Source organism: Pseudomonas frederiksbergensis, from assembly GCF_003732705.1.
GTDB lineage: Bacteria > Pseudomonadota > Gammaproteobacteria > Pseudomonadales > Pseudomonadaceae > Aquipseudomonas > Aquipseudomonas frederiksbergensis_F.
In genome coordinates, this window is record NZ_MOBR01000040.1 from 129852 (window position 1) to 147838 (window position 17987).

General features: G+C 59.2%; 17 protein-coding genes and 5 tRNA genes. 9 read left to right on the plus strand and 13 right to left on the minus strand.

The features are described from left to right. Positions 1-147 precede the first annotated feature (147 nt). The 8 genes from BK667_RS25825 to gltX form a co-directional block, all read right to left on the minus strand. Positions 148-585 carry an acyl-CoA thioesterase gene (locus BK667_RS25825; protein WP_123599307.1) on the minus strand — a complete coding sequence of 146 codons (438 nt, stop codon included), beginning with the start codon at positions 583-585 and terminating at the stop codon, positions 148-150. A 48-nt stretch (positions 586-633) separates the two neighbouring features. Then, entirely contained in the window at positions 634-1467 is an 834-nt protein-coding gene (locus BK667_RS25830; protein WP_123512501.1) for an alpha/beta fold hydrolase, read from the minus strand. Between the two features lie 32 nt (positions 1468-1499). Beyond that, positions 1500-2039, minus strand: coding sequence for a TetR/AcrR family transcriptional regulator (locus BK667_RS25835; RefSeq protein WP_123512499.1), 540 nt, complete (start codon positions 2037-2039; stop codon positions 1500-1502). A 182-nt stretch (positions 2040-2221) separates the two neighbouring features. Further along, positions 2222-2297, minus strand: a tRNA-Glu gene (locus tag BK667_RS25840). Positions 2298-2377: 80 nt separating this feature from the next. Beyond that, positions 2378-2453, minus strand: a tRNA-Ala gene (locus BK667_RS25845). A gap of 52 nt (positions 2454-2505) precedes the next feature. Next, positions 2506-2581 (minus strand) — tRNA-Glu (locus tag BK667_RS25850). 79 nt (positions 2582-2660) lie between these two features. Continuing rightward, positions 2661-2736: transfer RNA gene (locus tag BK667_RS25855), tRNA-Ala, on the minus strand. A gap of 237 nt (positions 2737-2973) precedes the next feature. Further along, positions 2974-4455, minus strand: coding sequence for a glutamate--tRNA ligase (gene gltX, locus BK667_RS25860; RefSeq protein ID WP_123512497.1), 1482 nt, complete (start codon positions 4453-4455; stop codon positions 2974-2976). A gap of 230 nt (positions 4456-4685) precedes the next feature. Between gltX and BK667_RS25865 the strand changes: the two genes are divergently transcribed. Both BK667_RS25865 and BK667_RS25870 read left to right on the plus strand, forming a co-directional pair. Then, entirely contained in the window at positions 4686-5735 is a 1050-nt protein-coding gene (locus BK667_RS25865) for an HlyD family secretion protein (protein WP_123512495.1), read from the plus strand. After that, entirely contained in the window at positions 5725-7275 is a 1551-nt protein-coding gene (locus BK667_RS25870) for an MDR family MFS transporter (RefSeq protein ID WP_123599308.1), read from the plus strand. Before BK667_RS25865 ends, BK667_RS25870 begins: the two co-directional genes overlap by 11 nt. Before the next feature lie 118 nt (positions 7276-7393). Here BK667_RS25870 and uvrB read toward each other — a convergent pair whose 3' ends face one another. Continuing rightward, entirely contained in the window at positions 7394-9409 is a 2016-nt protein-coding gene (uvrB, locus tag BK667_RS25875) for an excinuclease ABC subunit UvrB (RefSeq protein ID WP_123403549.1), read from the minus strand. A 353-nt stretch (positions 9410-9762) separates the two neighbouring features. On the opposite strand from uvrB, the gene BK667_RS25880 reads away from it, so the two are divergent. After that, positions 9763-10959 carry an amino acid aminotransferase gene (locus BK667_RS25880; RefSeq protein ID WP_123599309.1) on the plus strand — a complete coding sequence of 399 codons (1197 nt, stop codon included), beginning with the start codon at positions 9763-9765 and terminating at the stop codon, positions 10957-10959. Positions 10960-11182: 223 nt separating this feature from the next. After that, the gene (locus BK667_RS25885) at positions 11183-11386 is read left to right on the plus strand and encodes a hypothetical protein (RefSeq protein WP_123599310.1); all 204 of its coding nucleotides are present in this window, start codon (positions 11183-11185) and stop codon (positions 11384-11386) included. On the opposite strand, the gene BK667_RS25890 is transcribed toward BK667_RS25885, so the two are convergent. Further along, the gene (locus tag BK667_RS25890) at positions 11383-11613 is read right to left on the minus strand and encodes a hypothetical protein (RefSeq protein ID WP_123599311.1); all 231 of its coding nucleotides are present in this window, start codon (positions 11611-11613) and stop codon (positions 11383-11385) included. The two genes, BK667_RS25885 and BK667_RS25890, sit on opposite strands and share 4 nt — an antisense overlap. 227 nt (positions 11614-11840) lie before the next feature. On the opposite strand from BK667_RS25890, the gene BK667_RS25895 reads away from it, so the two are divergent. Then, positions 11841-11916, plus strand: a tRNA-Asn gene (locus BK667_RS25895). Positions 11917-12077: 161 nt separating this feature from the next. Here the strand turns inward: BK667_RS25895 and BK667_RS25900 are convergent. Continuing rightward, complete coding sequence (locus BK667_RS25900) at positions 12078-13595, minus strand: nucleobase:cation symporter-2 family protein (RefSeq protein WP_123599312.1); 1518 nt, start codon at positions 13593-13595, stop codon at positions 12078-12080. Between the two features lie 255 nt (positions 13596-13850). On the opposite strand from BK667_RS25900, the gene BK667_RS25905 reads away from it, so the two are divergent. Further along, positions 13851-14132 (plus strand): BrnT family toxin, encoded by a 282-nt coding sequence (locus BK667_RS25905; RefSeq protein ID WP_123512483.1) that lies wholly within the window; start codon positions 13851-13853, stop codon positions 14130-14132. Positions 14133-14134: 2 nt separating this feature from the next. Next, positions 14135-14476 (plus strand): BrnA antitoxin family protein, encoded by a 342-nt coding sequence (locus BK667_RS25910; protein WP_221178483.1) that lies wholly within the window; start codon positions 14135-14137, stop codon positions 14474-14476. Positions 14477-14781: 305 nt separating this feature from the next. Here the strand turns inward: BK667_RS25910 and BK667_RS25915 are convergent, their stop codons facing one another. Together BK667_RS25915 and BK667_RS25920 are read right to left on the minus strand one after the other, a co-directional pair. Beyond that, a complete protein-coding gene (locus BK667_RS25915; protein ID WP_123512479.1) occupies positions 14782-15624 on the minus strand; it encodes an arylamine N-acetyltransferase family protein in 843 nt (280 codons plus the stop codon). Positions 15625-15736: 112 nt separating this feature from the next. Next, the gene (locus BK667_RS25920) at positions 15737-16531 is read right to left on the minus strand and encodes an exodeoxyribonuclease III (protein ID WP_123512477.1); all 795 of its coding nucleotides are present in this window, start codon (positions 16529-16531) and stop codon (positions 15737-15739) included. 129 nt (positions 16532-16660) lie between these two features. Between BK667_RS25920 and BK667_RS25925 the strand changes: the two genes are divergently transcribed. Then, positions 16661-17248 carry a GNAT family N-acetyltransferase gene (locus BK667_RS25925; protein WP_123599313.1) on the plus strand — a complete coding sequence of 196 codons (588 nt, stop codon included), beginning with the start codon at positions 16661-16663 and terminating at the stop codon, positions 17246-17248. A gap of 153 nt (positions 17249-17401) precedes the next feature. Then, positions 17402-17920: a GNAT family N-acetyltransferase gene (locus tag BK667_RS25930; RefSeq protein ID WP_123599314.1), complete on the plus strand. Its 519-nt coding sequence runs from the start codon at positions 17402-17404 to the stop codon at positions 17918-17920. Positions 17921-17987 lie beyond the last annotated feature (67 nt).

A 17987-nucleotide genomic window follows, 5' to 3' on the forward strand; every position in this document is an offset into this window, starting at 1 on the left:
GTATTTCGTCAGACGGGGCGGTGGCGATTGTGATGACGCCTTCGCGGGCAAGCCTCGCTCCTACAGGTTTTGCGGCGTATGCAAATTGGGCGCACGGCACAAATATGTAGGAGCGAGGCTTGCCCGCGAAGAGGCCCTTCAAGACACCTAGACAGGCATTGGCAACGCCGGGCCGTAGCCCTCGATGAACTCCGCCGGCATGCGCTTGGGCTTGCCGGTGGACAGTTCGATGCAGACGAAAGTGGTCTGGGCCCGCAGCAGCGTGGTGTTGTCACTGGGGCGCTTGAGCTGGAAGTGTCGGGTCATTTTCAGGCGCTGGTCCCAATCGACGATCCAGGTCGCCAATTGCAGCTCATCACCTTCATAGGCAGCGGCGAGGTAATCGATCTCATGGCGAACCACGGCCATCGCCCGATCCAGCCGCCGGTACTCGACCAGGTCCAGGCCAAGTCGTTGCGAGTGGCGCCAGGCGCAGCGCTCAAGCCAGGTCACATACACCGCGTTGTTCGCGTGACCCAGCCCGTCGATGTCCTCGGCGCCGACTTCCAGATCAATGATAAATGGCGTTGCCCGATCCCAGCCCATGCCCCACTCCCGGTCAGATAAATTCGACCGGGGCAGTGTAACGGATGCTCAGGCCGATTGCCGCGCTTGAAGGCTGCGGCCGGCCAGCAGTGATAGCACCCCATCAATCACCCGAGGGTCTGCCATTACTCGGTGATGACCGCCCTCTTCCAGGCGCAGCAAGCGGCTGTCGAACCAGGCTTCGTGAATCAGTTGGGATTCCTTGGCGGATACATAGCGATCGTCTTCGGCGTGGACGATCAGCCCCGGCATATCGAGTTGATAGTGCGCGACATCCAGGGTGGCAGCGCGCATGCCGACGTCTTTCTCGACCTGACGAATGAACGCCGAGCGGGCTTTCGGTGGCAGCCGCACATAACGGGCGAAACCGCGCAGCACGCCAAGAATCCGCGCCGGAGCGCCAATCGTGACCAGGGTTTCGGTGCGCAGACCCAACTGCACCGCGAGCATTGCACTGGCGCCGCCCATGGAATGACCGATCACCGCTTGCAGGGGCGGCAATTCAGCGGCCGCTTCGAGCATGGCTCGGGCGAAGAGCACCACATTGGCCTCACGACCCGGTGAGCGACCATGGGCCGGCCCATCCAGCGCGACGACGGTGTAACCGGCGTCCACCAACGCGGTGATCAGGTTGGCGAACTGCGTCGGCCGGCCTTCCCAACCGTGCATCAGCAAGACCGTCGGGCCTTGCCCCCAACGCAACGCGGAGAGGCCGAAGCGCAACGTGATGCGCTCGGATTTAGCCAGCAGCGGCAACTCCCAGTCACTGGGTGCGAACGTGCGCGGCGTCATGAATGCCAGGCGCATTTTGCTCGCGACCATTTGTGGTGCGACCCAACCCAAGGTGCCATTAACGCCACGAACCCACTTTAACGTGCTCATCGCTCCACTCCTCAGGCCATTTTGCCTTCAGGTCATAGCACCGCTGATTTGGCGGCGCGCAGCAATCGATCGGACAATTCGCCTGGCCCCAACGCTCGTGCCAGGGCCAAACCGCCGACCATCAAGGCCATGTCGGCCAAGGCTTTATCGGTGTCTTCCGGGCTGGCCGCCAACTGCGCGACCATCAGTTCCACATGCTCATTCAACGCCACACGGAATGCGTCCGGCAGACGCCCCAGCTCACCGACCGAAGCCGGGATCGGGCACGCCGAGCCCGAGGAATCACGGTGTTTGCGCGACAGGTAAAACGCAGCCACCAACGCGCGGCGTTCTTCACCGGTCAACTCGGCATCCATGTCGGCAATCAGCTCGCGACGGTGGCCGAGCAGTTGCTTGAACGCCTCCAGCATCATCGCGTCCTTGCTTTCGAAGTGTGCATAGAAGCCACCAACCGTCAGGCCGGCCGCCCCCATCACTTCACCCACGCTCGGCTCGGCCGGGCCGCGCTGGATCAGCGCTGCGCTGGCAGCCTTGAGGATGCGTTCACGGGTTTGAGCTTTTTTATCGTTCATCGTTGCCTCCGAATATTACGACTAGAATATTATTCGCATAATAAATTTGCGCAAGTCAAGGGTGTGACCGCTGGTCTGAAGAACAGTTTTGAAGAAAAAGGAGAGTTGGCCAAACGCCAGACAAACAAAAGGGCCATTCAATAATTGAATGACCCTTATAAATCCCGCAGAGCGGGTAATCGTGGCGTCCCCTAGGGGACTCGAACCCCTGTTACCGCCGTGAAAGGGCGGTGTCCTAGGCCACTAGACGAAGGGGACACAAACCCTTCTATACAACTGATCAACGCTGAGTGTTGATCGCCTCAAGGCCGGTGTGGCCAGACCTTGAGTTGTAAAATTGGTGGAGCTAAACGGGATCGAACCGTTGACCTCTTGCATGCCATGCAAGCGCTCTCCCAGCTGAGCTATAGCCCCGATTTTTCGCCTGGCGGCGGAGCAGCATCTTGCGACACTGCTTCTGTAAAACTGGCGTCCCCTAGGGGACTCGAACCCCTGTTACCGCCGTGAAAGGGCGGTGTCCTAGGCCACTAGACGAAGGGGACGCAAACCCTTCTATACAACTGATCAACGCTGAGTGTTGATCGCTTCAAGGCCGGTGTGGCCAGACCTTGAAGTGTAAATTGGTGGAGCTAGACGGGATCGAACCGTCGACCTCTTGCATGCCATGCAAGCGCTCTCCCAGCTGAGCTATAGCCCCTCATCGCTGAGGACGGGGCGAATCTTAATGGCGCATCGGAAGGCTGTCAAACTTATTTTTAAAATATTTCAAAGTTTTTTGCCGACATAACAATCACTTACCGCCCTTCCCCCGTAAATTCGGGATATCTCCTGCTGTAGGAGCCAGGCTTGCCGGCGAATGAGACGCCGCGGTGTGTCTGTTACACCGCGTCATCGTTCTTCGCGAGCAAGCAACGCTCCTACAAAATCGTGTTGATCAGGCGATATTACCCAGCAGTTTTTCCCACTCTTTGTTTTCCTTCTTCGATACGCCACCGAGCAAGTCGATGGCCTGGCGCAGACGGAAACGCGTCAGGTCCGGGCCGAGGATTTCCATCGCATCGAGCACCGATACCGAGCTGGCCTGCCCCGTGATCGCGGCAAACATCAGCGGCATGGCGTCACGCAGCTTCAGCTCCAGGGATTCAACGACGGCCTGGATAGTCGCGGTGATGCTGTCCTTCTCCCACTGACGCAGGCTTTCCAGCTTCCAGAGGATCAACTGCATCAACTGACGAACCTGATCACCCGAGAGCTTCTTGGACTCGAACAGCTTCGCATCCGGGTTCACCCCACCGGCGAAGAAGAACCCGGCCAGCGGTGCAACCTGGCTGAAGGTTTCAACCCGGCCCTGCACGTGCGGGGCGATCTTCATCATGTATTGCGGGTTCAACGCCCAGGTCTGCAAGCGGCTGGCGAACTCTTCCACCGGCAAATCACGCAGCCACTGGCCGTTGAGCCAGGACAGTTTCTCGACGTCGAAAATCGGGCCGCCTAGAGACACACGGCTCAGGTCGAAGTTGTCGACCATTTCCTGCAACGAGAACTTCTCGCGCTCGTCCGGCATCGACCAACCCATGCGGCCCAGGTAGTTGAGCATCGCTTCCGGCATGAAGCCCATGCGCTCGTAGAACGTCACCGAGGTCGGATTCTTGCGCTTGGACAGCTTGCTCTTGTCCGGGTTACGCAGCAGCGGCATGTAGCACAACTGCGGTTGTTCCCAGCCGAAGTACTCATAAAGCAGGATCAGTTTCGGCGCCGATGGCAGCCATTCTTCGCCACGCAGAACGTGGGTGATGCCCATCAGGTGGTCATCGACCACGTTGGCCAGGAAGTACGTCGGCAGTCCGTCGGTCTTCATCAGGACTTGCATGTCCATGCGATCCCACGGGATCTCGACGTCGCCACGTAGCATGTCCGGCACCACGCACACGCCTTCGCTCGGCACTTTCATGCGGATCACGTGGGGTTCGCCAGCGGCCAGGCGACGGGCCACTTCTTCTTTCGACAGCAACAGTGCACGGCCGTCGTAGCGCGGGGTTTCGCCACGAGCCATTTGCTCGGCACGCATCTGGTCCAGTTCTTCGGCGGTGCAGAAGCACGGGAACGCGTGACCCATTTCAACCAGTTGCTGGCAGTACTTCTGGTAGATGTCGCCGCGTTCGCTCTGACGGTAAGGACCGTGCGGGCCGCCGACGTCCGGGCCTTCGCTCCAGTCGATGCCCAACCAGCGCAGGGCGTCGAAAATCTGCTGTTCGGACTCGCGGGTCGAACGCAATTGATCGGTGTCTTCGATCCGCAGGATGAACTCACCGCCATGCTGCTTGGCAAAGCAGTAGTTGAACAATGCGATGTAAGCGGTACCTACGTGGGGGTCCCCGGTAGGCGATGGCGCGATGCGCGTGCGGACGGTGGTCATGGTAAGTCTCAACAAAGAATAGAAGCGAAGATCAGACAGGGGGCGAATGGTAACAGGCGACACCCGCCCGGCTCCAGTCAGCAGGGCATTTAAGCCAAGGTTGCGTCTACAACGCCCGTATGCCGCGGTGAATGGCCGAATATCAACCGATGGCATTTACCGTTTATCGGCTGTGTGCCAGATTCGCCTGCTGATAACTTTCCTTACAATTCTCGACTACAGTCTGCCCCATGCCTGCTCAACTCAAGCGTCGCCTGTTCATTTTCCTGCTGATCGTCCTGTTGATCGCCGGGGGCTTCTTTGCCCATTGGTTTTTCAAGGGACGTTTTTATGAAAGCACCGACAACGCGTATGTCCAGGGCGAGATCACCCGCGTCTCCAGCCAATTGGGCGCGCGCATCGATGAAGTGCTGGTGCAGGACAACCAACACGTCGAAAAGGGCCAGCTCCTGGTCAAACTTGAAGGCGATGACTTCCACCTCGCCGTCGACCGCGCCAACGCTGCCCTCGCCATGCGCGAAGCCGAGCGCGTGCAAGCCCAGAGCAAATTGACCCAGCAAGCCAGCCTGATTGCCGCCAGCGATGCGCAAGTCGCCTCAAGCCAGGCCAGCCTCGGTCGCTCGCAGATTGACCTGTCCCGCGCCCAGACCCTGCGCAAGCCCGGCTATGTCTCGGAAGAACGGGTGACCACCCTCTCCGCCGACAACCACATTGCCCGCTCGCAAGTGACCAAGGCCCAAGCCGATGCGCAAAGTCAGCGCCAGCAAGTCAACGCCCTGAGCGCCGAAATCAAGCGCCTCGACGCGATGATCGCCAACGCCAAGACCGACCTGGCCCAGGCCCAACTGAACCTGACACGCAGCGAAATCCACGCGCCCATCAGCGGCCTGATCGGCCAACGCGCCGCACGCAATGGCCAATACGTGCAGGCCGGCGCTTATCTGCTGTCGATCGTCCCGGACCAGGACATCTGGATTCAGGCCAACTTCAAGGAAACCCAGATCGGCCACATGCAGCCCGGGCAGAAAGCCGAACTGACCTTCGATGCCTACGGCGATACGCCGATTGAAGCTCGGGTCAACAGCCTGTTCGCCGCTTCGGGCGCACAATTCAGCCTGTTGCCGCCGGACAATGCCACGGGCAACTTCACCAAAGTCGTACAACGGATTCCGGTAAAACTGACGTTCGCGGCGGACAATCCGCTGCACGGCAAAATCCGCCCGGGCATGTCGGTCACGGTCAAAGTGAACATCAAAGACGCCCCTGACGATGGCCGGTGATCAACTGATCCGCCCCGCCGGTGAACCGACCCGGCGGGACTGGATCGCGGTGATGAGCGTGATGCTCGGCGCTTTTATGGCAGTGCTCGACATCCAGATCACCAACTCATCGCTCAAGGACATTCAGGGCGCGTTGTCGGCGACCCTGGAGGAAGGCTCGTGGATTTCCACCTCGTACCTGGTGGCGGAAATCATCATGATCCCGCTGACGGCATGGCTGGTGCAGCTGCTGTCGGCGCGACGGCTGGCGGTGTGGGTATCGCTGGGATTTCTCGGCGCATCGCTGCTGTGCTCGATGGCCTGGAGCCTGGAAAGCATGATCGTCTTTCGCGCCTTGCAGGGCTTCACCGGCGGTGCGCTGATCCCGCTGGCGTTCACCCTCACGCTGATCAAACTCCCGGAACACCACCGCGCCAAAGGCATGGCCATGTTTGCCATGACCGCGACATTCGCCCCTTCCATCGGCCCGACCATCGGTGGCTGGCTCACGGAAAACTGGGGCTGGGAATACATTTTCTACATCAACATACCGCCCGGCCTGCTGATGATCGCCGGCCTGATGTATGGCCTGGAGAAGAAAGAAGCCCATTGGGAGTTGCTCAAAAGCACGGACTACATGGGCATTCTCACCCTTGGCGTCGGCCTCGGTTGCTTGCAGGTGTTTCTTGAAGAAGGCCATCGCAAGGACTGGCTGGAATCAAACCTGATCGTGAGCCTGGGCAGCATTGCGCTGTTCAGCCTGATCACCTTTGTGATCGTGCAGTTTTCCAAACCCAATCCGCTGATCAACCTGCGCATTCTGGGCAATCGCAACTTCGGGCTGTCGAGTATTTCCAGCCTGGGCATGGGGGTTGGGTTGTATGGCTCGATTTATCTGTTGCCGCTGTACCTGGCGCAGATCCAGAACTACAACGCCCTGCAGATCGGCGAAGTGATCATGTGGATGGGCGTACCGCAGTTGTTCCTGATTCCGCTGGTGCCGAAGTTGATGAAATTCATCCCGCCGAAATGGCTGTGCACGATTGGCTTCGGGTTGTTTGGGCTGGCGAGTTTTTCCTCGGGGGTGTTGAACCCGGACTTCGCCGGGCCGCAGTTCAATCAGATCCAGATCATCCGTGCGCTGGGCCAGCCGCTGATCATGGTGACCATCTCGCTGATCGCCACCGCCTACATCCTGCCCCAGGACGCGGGGTCGGCGTCGAGCCTGTTCAACATCCTGCGCAACCTCGGCGGCGCGATTGGCATCGCCCTGCTCGCCACGTTATTGGATGCGCGGACCAAGACGTACTTTGATTATTTGCGTGAGTCGATTGTGCCGAGCAATCCGCAGGTGGCGGAGCGCATGGCGTCGATGGCGGACCGGTTTGGCAGTGATACGGCGGCGTTGGGCAAGATGAGTGAAATCGTGCATCAGCAGGCGTCGATCATGGCCTATAACGATGCGTTTCACTTTGTCGGAATTGCGCTGGGGATCAGCATGATTGCGGTGTTGCTGACCAAGGCATTGCCGGCGGGGTTGAAGGCTGGCGAGGCGCATTAGCCGCCTCTGATCGTTCCCATGCTCCGCGTGGGAATGAATCCGGTGACGCTCCGCGTCACAAAGGACGCGGAGCGTCCGGGGCTGCATTCCCACGCAGAGCGTGGGAACGATCTTGAACTCAGACGGTGATCAACCGATCCCGCAACTTGCCAATCTCATCACGCATCTGCGCCGCCGCTTCAAACTCAAGATCCCGCGCCAACGCATACATCTTCTCTTCCAGGGCTTTGATGCGCTTGGCGATTTCCCCCGGCGAACGCAATTCCGCTTCGTACTTGGCGCTTTCCTCGGCAGCCTTGGCCATGCCCTTGCGCTTCTTGCTGCGCGAGCCCGGCACGGTGGCGCCTTCCATGATGTCGGCGACGTCCTTGAACACACCTTTGGGGGTGATGCCATTGGCCAGGTTGAAGGCGATTTGCTTGTCGCGACGGCGCTCGGTCTCGCCGATCGCCCGCTCCATGGAGCCGGTAATCCGGTCGGCATACAGAATCGCCCGACCGTTGAGGTTACGCGCCGCCCGGCCGATGGTCTGGATCAGCGAGCGTTCGGAACGCAGGAAGCCTTCCTTGTCCGCATCGAGAATCGCCACCAGCGACACTTCCGGCATGTCCAAACCTTCACGCAGCAGGTTGATCCCCACCAGCACATCGAAGGTGCCGAGGCGCAGGTCGCGGATGATTTCAACCCGCTCCACGGTGTCGATGTCCGAGTGCAGATAACGCACGCGCACGCCGTGGTCGGCCAGGTAATCGGTCAAGTCTTCGGACATGCGCTTGGTCAGCGTGGTGACCAGCACCCGCTCTTCCAACGCCACACGTTTGCCGATTTCCGAAAGCAAATCGTCGACTTGAGTCAGTGCCGGACGGATTTCGATTTGCGGATCGACCAGGCCCGTCGGGCGCACCAGTTGCTCGACCACGCGACCGGCGTGTTCCGCCTCGTAGTTACCCGGCGTGGCCGAAACAAAAATCGTCTGCGGACTGATGTTTTCGAATTCGTCGAAACGCATCGGCCGGTTATCCAGGGCGGACGGAAGACGGAAACCGTATTCCACCAGGGTCTCTTTACGCGAACGGTCGCCCTTATACATGGCGCCTACCTGCGGCACGCTGACGTGGGATTCGTCGATCACCAGCAAGGCATCGGCCGGCAGGTAGTCGAACAAGGTGGGCGGCGCCTGGCCGGATTCGCGGCCCGACAGGTAGCGCGAATAGTTTTCGATGCCGTTGCAGTAACCCAGTTCGAGAATCATCTCCAGGTCAAACCGGGTGCGCTGCTCCAGACGCTGCGCTTCCACCAGTTTGTTGTTGGTGCGCAGGTAGTCCAGGCGCTCCTGAAGCTCGACCTTGATGCCTTCGATGGCGCCGAGCAGGGTTTCCCGTGGCGTCACGTAGTGGCTTTTCGGGTAGAAGGTGAAACGCGGCAACTGCCGGGTGACTTCGCCGGTCAGCGGATCGAAGGCGGAAATTTTCTCCACTTCGTCATCGAAGAGCTCGATGCGGATCGCTTCAAAATCGGATTCCGCCGGGTGAATGTCGATCACATCGCCGCGCACGCGGAAGGTGGCCCGGGCGAAATCCATGTCATTGCGGGTGTATTGCAGGTCCGCCAGACGCCGCAGCAAAGCGCGCTGATCGAGCTTGTCGCCGCGATCCACGTGCAAGACCATTTTCAAGTAGGTTTCCGGGCTGCCCAGACCGTAGATGCAGGACACCGTGGTGACGATGATGGCGTCTTTGCGCTCCAGTAGCGCTTTGGTGGCGGACAAGCGCATCTGTTCGATGTGGTCGTTGATCGACGCATCCTTCTCGATGAAGGTGTCCGACGACGGCACATAGGCTTCGGGCTGGTAGTAGTCGTAGTAGGAAACGAAGTATTCGACGGCGTTGTTCGGGAAGAACGCCTTGAACTCGCCATACAACTGCGCGGCCAGGGTTTTGTTCGGCGCCAGCACCAGGGTCGGGCGCTGCACTTGGGCGATCACGTTGGCGATGCTGAAGGTCTTGCCCGAACCGGTCACACCGAGCAACGTCTGGTGCGCCAGCCCGGCTTCAATGCCCTCGACCATCAAGCGGATGGCTTCCGGCTGATCGCCGGCGGGCTCGAAGCGGGTGACTAGCTGGAATTCAGACATGAAATACCTCTGGTTTCTCGGAGCAGGGGTTCGCGCCATTACGGTTAAACCGCACAGCAACGAGAAAGACCGCAAACGACCGACGTCGCCCGAGGAAAAAACTGGATTGTGCTCAATGTGGAGCCGATTGCCCGCGCTTTCAAGGCAAACGTCCTACATCCCTCGAAGTCTTTGACGATACCAATCGACTAACGGTCGAAAAATAATCGGAAAAACTTACCTGAAAAGACGAATCGTCTGTCGCCATCAATCGCAGATGGCCTCTATACTAGCTCCCCGTTTGTGCACCGCTCTAGTGCATTCGGCTGGAGCGCGACACGTCCCTCCACACTCCATTCAGAGCCGCCGCAAAAATGAGCCTGTTCTCCGCTGTCGAAATGGCACCACGCGATCCAATCCTGGGCCTCAACGAAGCATTCAACGCCGATACCCGTACCGACAAGGTCAACCTGGGGGTCGGTGTTTACTGCAACGAGGAGGGGCGAATTCCACTCCTGCGCGCCGTTGTCGAAGCCGAGACGATTCGCGTCGCTCAACACGCTTCCCGTGGCTACCTGCCCATCGACGGTATTGCCGCCTACGACCAGGCCGTGCAAAAACTGCTGTTCGGCAATGACTCGCCGCTGATCGCTTCCGGCCGCGTGCTCACCACTCAAGCCGTTGGCGGTACTGGCGCACTGAAAATCGGTGCCGACTTCCTCAAGCAACTGCTGCCGAACGCCGTCGTGGCGATCAGCGACCCGAGCTGGGAAAACCACCGCGCGCTGTTCGAAACCGCTGGTTTCCCGGTGCAGAACTATCGCTACTACGACGCCGCGACCCACGACGTTAACCGCGCCGGCCTGCTGGAAGACCTGAACGCCCTGCCGAACGGCTCGATCGTTGTGCTGCACGCCTGCTGCCACAACCCGACCGGCGTGGACCTGAGCCCGGCGGACTGGAACAACGTGCTGGACGTGGTGAAAGCCAAAGGTCACGTACCGTTCCTCGACATGGCCTACCAGGGCTTTGGCGACGGCATCGACGAAGACGCCGCCGCTGTGCGTCTGTTCGCCGAATCGGGCCTGACCTTCTTCATTTCCAGCTCGTTCTCCAAATCGTTCTCGCTGTACGGCGAGCGCGTTGGCGCCCTGTCGATCGTCAGCGAATCGAAAGAAGAAAGCGCCCGCGTGCTGTCGCAAGTCAAACGCGTGATCCGCACCAACTACTCCAACCCGCCGACCCACGGCGCCAGCATCGTCGCCGCCGTGCTGAACAGCCCGGTACTGCGCGCACAGTGGGAAGAAGAACTGGCCGAAATGCGCCTGCGGATTCGCGGCATGCGCATCCAGATGGTTGAGGCGCTGGCGAAACAGGCACCGCAGCGCGACTTCAGCTTTGTCGGTCGCCAACGCGGTATGTTCTCCTACTCCGGGCTGACCGTTGAGCAAGTGACCCGCCTGCGCAGCGAGTTCGGCATCTACGCCCTGGATACTGGCCGCATCTGCGTGGCCGCGCTGAACCAGAGCAATATCGATGCAGTGACCAAGGCCATCGTTCAGGTGATCTGAGTCTCGCGCGGTACGAAAAACGGGAAGCCTTTTGGCTTCCCGTTTTTTATTTGTCGCAGAAAACTGTCAAAGCGATAGCCTCGCCCTCTAAACTCCAAACCACGATGCACCTGTAGGAGCGAGGCTTGCCCGCGAAGCTTTTAGCGTCAGTGATGACGCCTTCGCGGGCAAGCCTCGCTCCTACAGATTATGTGTACAGCCTGGAATTTCTACGAGAACCCACATGAAAAACGATGACCTACGCGCTGACCGGGACGAACTGGACCATTTCGCGCCCCGCACCACCCCGACCAAGCGCGGCAACAACCTGGTGCTGCAAGTGGCTGCCGGGGTGTTTCTTGGTGGCCTGGCGTTGTGGCTGGTGCAACTGGCCGCCACATCGCTGTATGCCAAGCTGATGCTCGGCACCTTCACCTTCGGCGGTTAAGCCAGTTCGGTTGCGCGCTGGCTGGCGGCGTCGTCAAAAGCCACGTAAAGCGATTCGGCCACCTGGCTTTTGATCGCCTTGGCGCTTTCCAGGCCAAGAACGAAACCTTCAGCCTTGCCACCGGCGCGGTTCAAATCGTCGGCGGTATTGGCCTGAGTGATGGCATCGAACAATTTCTCGGCGTGAGGACCGACACCCTTGGGCAGGCTGATCTGGGCGATGCTCATGCGAACACCCCGTTGTTGTGCGATGTGAGTGCTGGATGATTCATGGCGCTTACCTTTTCGGCGAATGGCCGGTAGCGCGTGTCACCACTTCCGGGCAGCTATGGTAGACCTCTGCTACGGTTCTGGTAACCGCCAATGAGCGCTAAAACACCATTCGTGCCATTGAATCGGTCGAGTCAGCAATGGATGCTTGACTTCTCTTTTTGAATCAGTAACATACACGCCATTCCGCGATAGCTCAGTTGGTAGAGCAAGTGACTGTTAATCACTGGGTCCCTGGTTCGAGTCCAGGTCGTGGAGCCAGACAGAAGTAACGAAAAGCCCCTGAATCGAAAGGTTCAGGGGCTTTTTTGTGGGCGTTTTAAAGTCAAAAGATCGCAGCCTTCGGCAGCTCCTACGCGCCTGTGGGCGCCGCCGAAGGCTGCGATCTTTTGATCTACAGCCCTTTTAACGGGTACCTAGCGTCAAACATGCTCCCCACTTTTCGCATGCGCCACCCGCGGCTCTGCATGCCCATGCTCCGCCTCAACCACCGGGATCTCCTTCCCGTCGCAGTCATGCAATTTCCCTTCACTGAAGTAATCGCCTTCGCGCAACGCCGCCAGGTCCTGGTAGCGCAAGACGCGTTCGGTGCCGGCCGCAAACACCGACTGCTGATCCGAGTTGCCGGTGGTGAAGTGGTTGAAGGTCAGGTTCAGCACGATGGCCATGATCGCCGACGAACTGATGCCCGAATGGAAGATCGTCGCGAACCAGCTCGGGAAGTGGTCGTAGAAGTTCGGCGCGGCGATGGGGATCATGCCGAAACCGATGGAGGTGGCGACAATGATCAGGTTGACGTTGTTGCGGTAATCGACCTTCGACAGCGTACGAATGCCGCTGGCGGCCACGGTGCCGAACAGCACAATGCCGGCGCCGCCGAGTACAGAGGTCGGCACGGCGGCGATGACCCGGCCCATGAATGGCAGCAGGCCGAGGATCACCAGGAACACACCGCCGGTGGCGACCACGAAGCGGCTCTTGATGCCGGTCACCGCCACCAGCCCGACGTTCTGGGCGAACGCACTCTGGGTAAAGGAACCGAAGATCGGCGCGATCATGCTCGACAGCATGTCAGCGCGCAGGCCATTGCCAAGGCGCTTGGAATCGACTTTGGTACCGATGATCTCGCCCACCGCCAGGATGTCGGCCGAGGTTTCCACCAGGGTCACCATGATCACGATGCACATCGACAGGATCGCCGCAAAGTGAAAGGTCGGCATGCCGAAGTGGAACGGCGTCGGGAAGCCGAACATCGGGCCTTGGGTAACGGACGAGAAGTCCGCCATGCCGAGGAACACCGCAATCACCGTACCAATGACCATGGCCAGCAGGATCGACAAACGGGAGATGGTGGCGCTGCCGATCTTGCTTAATAGCAGCACCAACACCAGGGTCACGGCCGCCAGGCCGATGTTCGCCATGCTGCCGAAGTCCGGGGCATGGCTGTTGCCGCCCATGGCCCAGCGTGCGGCCACCGGCATTAGCGTAAGGCCGATGGTGGTGATGACGATGCCCGTGACCAGCGGCGGGAAGAACTTGGTAATTCGCGAAAACACCGGGGTGATCAGTAAGCCGATCAGCGAGGCGGCAATGACCGCTCCGAGGATCGACTGAAAGCCACCCTCCCCGCCGCTGCTGACAATCGCCACCATGGTCGCGACGCCAGAGAACGACACGCCCTGCACCAGCGGCAACTGACAGCCGAAAAACGGTAGGCCGAGGGTCTGCAGTAGCGTCGCCAAGCCCCCCGCAAACAATGAAGCAGCAATCAACAAACCGATGTCCGCCGGTGAGAGCCCGGCCGCTTGGCCGATGATCAAGGGTACCGCGACGATGCCGCCGTACATGGTCAGAACGTGTTGCAGGCCGTAAGCCATATTCGCGCCGATCCCAAGGTTTTCATCCTCGGGCCGTTGGTGTGAAACATGGGGCGTTTTCATGGTTGGGGGGTTCCCTGGTTTTTGTTATGCGCACACTGTATGCAAGACTCAGGACAAATGTCTATAGAGTTGTATACAACTGACCGGTCAAATTATGGACATCTGTTCATCCTGACCGACGCGCTACGCATCCAAGCGCTCTAAAACCTTGCAATACATCCATACCTGTCCTCCTCCCTTCTCCCGCTAATCTTTTTCGTTCATGGCGACCGCCGGCACGGATGCCCTCTTTTTTATACATATAAAGTATGCATAATGAAGCCATTCGAAATTCAGTACGACAAAGCAAAAAATGCGGCCAACAAACTCAAGCATCGAGGCGTCAGCCTTGCAGAAACCGAGCCAGTGTTTGAAGACGAGCGAGCCCTGACATTGCAAGACCTCGATCACGATGAACAGCGCTGGCTCACCATGGGGCAAGACGCTAAAGGAAGAGTGCTGGTGGTGGCCTACACCTGGCGCGACCCGAATTACGTTCGAATTATTTCCGCGCGCATCGCCAGCAAAAACGAGCGCCGCCAATACAGGGAGGCATGACCATGAAAGACGAGTACGACTTCAGTAACGCCAAGCGCGGGGCGGTCGCCTCCAGTAAAGGCAAGACCCGCATCACCATCATGCTGGATGACACCGTTATCGAGGCGGCTCGCACGCTGGCGGAGAACGAGGGGTTTGGTTATCAGACGGTGATCAACAATACGTTGCGCCAGGCATTGCTCAGCGATAAGGGACAAGCCGCGAAGGCCGATCCACACAGTGGGGTCAGTAGAGGCCATCTCAAAAAAGGCGTAACGGCGACCGATCTGAAATGCCTCGAGAAAAAACTCGCAGAGGCCCTCAGCGAAATCCATCGGGTGATGGAGCCGGATGTCCGGCCCTGACTAACAGGCTCATCGCACCGCCCGGCATAGACGCCTGGGCGGTGACCAAGGGAAAGATTGTGGTGATCGGCTGACGGAGAAAGACTTGAAACACCCATCGCTGTTCAAGCTTTTAGCCGTTGCGTTGTATATGGGAATCGTCGGCGCATTTCTATCGGGATGGGCTCAGAAGAGACGCTGGTCCATGATCGGAAATCCTGGCCAGCTATCAGCTACTTTTACATCAGCGTCGATGCGTATGCAGAGGATCCCTGAAAGCCGCCTGATCACGACCGCCATAAAAGAACGGCCTTTCGCCGACCCAGTCAAACCTGGTCTTTGGGCTCAATCAAACCTTGGAGCACCTGCCGCAGGCGAGCATTCACCGGCACCCGGATGTCGAATTCACTTTTTAGCAATCCGATCAATTCATCCACGTCATCGACCTGGCGGCGCTCGCGCTCGCTCTCGCTGCCGATCCGGTGGATTGTAAAGCTGCCGTTGTTCAATGTGCGCCGCCACCCATCCCCGGTACGCGCCACCATCAATTGTTTGACGAAAGACGATTCAGGATGGGTCGAGACGAACCAGTTGCCGACGCTGTAATCGATGTCTTCCTGGCGTTGCAGGTCGAAGATGTACATCGGCCGCCACTCATCAGCGACTTTCGCGCGAAGGGTGTAGCCGTCGACATGTTGTTCGATGCGATAGGGTTCGTGGGGAGTGAACTGCTCGTCGGTGGTATCCAGCATCAGCGGCGCAGTGGGCACCATGCCGCCGAAGCCAACGTCGGTGATGTAGCGCACGCCGTCCAGGATCACCAGACTCAAGCGATGGGTGCGCGCAGTCCACGTACCCTCGGCCTGGCCCATGACCACGCGGCCGCTGATACCCCGTGCGTCAAAGCCCAGCTCCTGAAGCAAGGCGAGGAACAGGTTGTTCAGTTCATAGCAGTAACCACCGCGCCCCTGATGCAGGACTTTGTGCTCCACGGAAGGCAAGTCGATGAGCACCGGCTCGCCCGACAACGTCGTGAGATTCTCGAACGGGAAAGCACCGGTATGGTGCAGTTGAAGTTGACGCAGGGTTTCCAGCGTGGGCGCCGGGGGAGCGCTGAAACCCAAGCGCTGCAAATACAGATTCAGATTCTTCAGGCGTGGCTCGCTCATTGCTCAGTCCTTATGCACGGGGCCGCGGATCACTCCGCCGATGGGCGCCATATATAAGGGATAAAGCACTTTGACCGACAATTGATTTAGCCAATCGTGAGCCACGCAGATATCAACGGCGCTTACGCGTGCCCAGCCGGATCCAGGTCGGCGCATGGTCACTGGCATGGGGCTCGTTGCGCACCCAGGCATCGACGCCAGCCTCTTGCAGATACGGACTCAGCGCCGGGTTCAGCAGCAAATGATCGATACGCAGCCCGGAGTTTTTCTGCCAGTGCTGTCGGAAATAATCCCAGAACGTGTACAGACGATCTTGCGGATAAAGATGACGCAGGGAATCGGTCCAGCCCTGGCCCAGCAAACGCTGATAACACTCGCGACTCTCGGGTTGCAGCAATGCGTCCTTGAGCCAGGAACGCGGGTTGTAGATGTCCAGGTCGGTGGGCACTACGTTGTAGTCGCCGGCCAGCACCACCGGATGCTCGCTGACTTGAAGGGCCTGCGCATAGCTGATCAATCGTTCGAACCACGCCAGTTTGTAATCGAACTTCGGCCCCGGCTGGGGATTGCCGTTGGGCAAATACAGACACCCCACCAGCACCCCGTGGACCGCGGCTTCCAGGTAACGGCTCTGGGTGTCGCTGTCGTCACCGGGCAGACCGCGACGACTCTCCAGCGGTTGCGCATCCCGGGCCAGAATCGCGACCCCGTTCCACGAAGACTGGCCCTGCCAGATGGCGCCATAGCCGGCCGCTTCCAGTTCGGCGGCAGGGAACGCGCTGTCGAGGGACTTGAGTTCTTGCAGGCAAACAATGTCCGGCTGCTCTCGCGCCAGCCACGCCAACAGGTTCGGTAGTCGGGCCCGCAGGCCGTTGACGTTGAACGTCGCGATTCGCAAATTCTTCATCGGCCAAGACTCCTGGCGGCGAGGTGTCCAGGTTGTGACACCAACCCGTTCTGGTGGTTGCGCCGACAAAGCAAACTGCGGCGTAATACGCGTCCGATGCCCTGCCTGATTTGCCGAGAATAGCGCCCCATGGAAACCAGCCTCGAAGGCAACAGAATCATCTTGCGCCCCCTTCAATACACCGATGCCGACGCTCTGGTCCAGGCTGCCGAAGACGGTGAACTGTGGAACCTGACCGTCACCGTCGTGCCCTCCTCGTCCACCGTCGACAGCTACCTGAAAAGAGCCCTCGACGGCCGCGACGCCGGTACGGTCCTGCCATTCGTCATCGTGCTCAAGGACACGGGCAAGGTCATTGGCTCGACACGGTTCTGGAAAGTCGACCGACTCAACCGCAAGCTCGAAATCGGCAGTAGCTGGATCAGCGCCAGTTGGCAGAAAACCTTCGTCAACACCGAAGCCAAATACCTGATGTTGCGTCATGCCTTTGAAACGCTCGATTGCGTGCGGGTGCAGTTCACCACCGACGAAAACAACCAGAAGTCACGCAACGCCATCCTCAGGCTCGGCGCGCAACAGGAAGGTATCGTGCGCCACGAACGGATCATGCCGGACGGACGCAAGCGCAACTCGGTGCGATTCAGCATCATTGATGATGAGTGGCCGCAGGTTCGGCAAAACCTGGAAAAGAAACTGGCCGAATACAACCCTCACTGACACCACGACTTAGTGTGGGAGCGAGCTTGCTCGCGATGGCGGCGGTACATCCAGCATTGATGTGACTGATACACCGCTATCGCGAGCAAGCTCGCTCCCACAGTTGAAATGCGCCATAGCTAGATAACCCTGAACGAAAAGGACGTCGTACCCATGCCCCTCCACTACCGCCTCGGCCAACCTGTAGATGCCCTGTGCATCAGCGGCCTCGCCACTCAGGTGTTCCTCGACACTTACGCCACCGATGGCATGCGTGCCGACCTCGCACTAGAAGCCCTCACCGTTTATGCGCCCGCCCGGTTTGAATCGCGCTTGAGCAACCCGGCCACCCTATTCGTGCTGGCCGAACGCGATGGCCATCTACAGGGTTTCGCCGAGATCGTCGCCAACGCCGAGGGGCCGATGCCCTCGTTATCCCCCGGAACGGAACTGGTTCGCCTGTACGTGCAGCGCCACGCTCACCGGCAAGGCATCGGGCAAGCGTTGCTCCAGCAAGCCGAAGCGCTGACGCGGGAGAGCGGGAAACCTTTCCTATGGTTGTCAGCCTGGGTCGAAAACCATCGCGCCCGGGCGTTTTACCAGGCGCAGGGCTATGAAGAAGTGGGCATCACTCATTACGAGTTCGGCGGTAACGCGTATGAGAACCGGTTGTTCCAGAAGTTACTCGGCTGAAACAACCATTCGTCATCTCACCGGCACCCACCATGCCATTTTCCAGACCAATATCAGGTAACGACTC

What these genes read in the sequence shown, in the direction of transcription:
- BK667_RS25825 (WP_123599307.1), bottom strand. Translation starts at nt 585, where the DNA reads ATGGGCTGGGATCGGGCAACGCCATTTATCATTGATCTGGAAGTCGGC.
- BK667_RS25830 (WP_123512501.1), bottom strand. Translation starts at nt 1,467, where the DNA reads ATGAGCACGTTAAAGTGGGTTCGTGGCGTTAATGGCACCTTGGGTTGG.
- BK667_RS25835 (WP_123512499.1), bottom strand. Translation starts at nt 2,039, where the DNA reads ATGAACGATAAAAAAGCTCAAACCCGTGAACGCATCCTCAAGGCTGCC.
- gltX (WP_123512497.1), bottom strand. Translation starts at nt 4,455, where the DNA reads ATGACCACCGTCCGCACGCGCATCGCGCCATCGCCTACCGGGGACCCC.
- BK667_RS25865 (WP_123512495.1), top strand. Translation starts at nt 4,686, where the DNA reads ATGCCTGCTCAACTCAAGCGTCGCCTGTTCATTTTCCTGCTGATCGTC.
- BK667_RS25870 (WP_123599308.1), top strand. Translation starts at nt 5,725, where the DNA reads ATGGCCGGTGATCAACTGATCCGCCCCGCCGGTGAACCGACCCGGCGG.
- uvrB (WP_123403549.1), bottom strand. Translation starts at nt 9,409, where the DNA reads ATGTCTGAATTCCAGCTAGTCACCCGCTTCGAGCCCGCCGGCGATCAG.
- BK667_RS25880 (WP_123599309.1), top strand. Translation starts at nt 9,763, where the DNA reads ATGAGCCTGTTCTCCGCTGTCGAAATGGCACCACGCGATCCAATCCTG.
- BK667_RS25885 (WP_123599310.1), top strand. Translation starts at nt 11,183, where the DNA reads ATGAAAAACGATGACCTACGCGCTGACCGGGACGAACTGGACCATTTC.
- BK667_RS25890 (WP_123599311.1), bottom strand. Translation starts at nt 11,613, where the DNA reads ATGAGCATCGCCCAGATCAGCCTGCCCAAGGGTGTCGGTCCTCACGCC.
- BK667_RS25900 (WP_123599312.1), bottom strand. Translation starts at nt 13,595, where the DNA reads ATGAAAACGCCCCATGTTTCACACCAACGGCCCGAGGATGAAAACCTT.
- BK667_RS25905 (WP_123512483.1), top strand. Translation starts at nt 13,851, where the DNA reads ATGAAGCCATTCGAAATTCAGTACGACAAAGCAAAAAATGCGGCCAAC.
- BK667_RS25910 (WP_221178483.1), top strand. Translation starts at nt 14,135, where the DNA reads ATGAAAGACGAGTACGACTTCAGTAACGCCAAGCGCGGGGCGGTCGCC.
- BK667_RS25915 (WP_123512479.1), bottom strand. Translation starts at nt 15,624, where the DNA reads ATGAGCGAGCCACGCCTGAAGAATCTGAATCTGTATTTGCAGCGCTTG.
- BK667_RS25920 (WP_123512477.1), bottom strand. Translation starts at nt 16,531, where the DNA reads ATGAAGAATTTGCGAATCGCGACGTTCAACGTCAACGGCCTGCGGGCC.
- BK667_RS25925 (WP_123599313.1), top strand. Translation starts at nt 16,661, where the DNA reads ATGGAAACCAGCCTCGAAGGCAACAGAATCATCTTGCGCCCCCTTCAA.
- BK667_RS25930 (WP_123599314.1), top strand. Translation starts at nt 17,402, where the DNA reads ATGCCCCTCCACTACCGCCTCGGCCAACCTGTAGATGCCCTGTGCATC.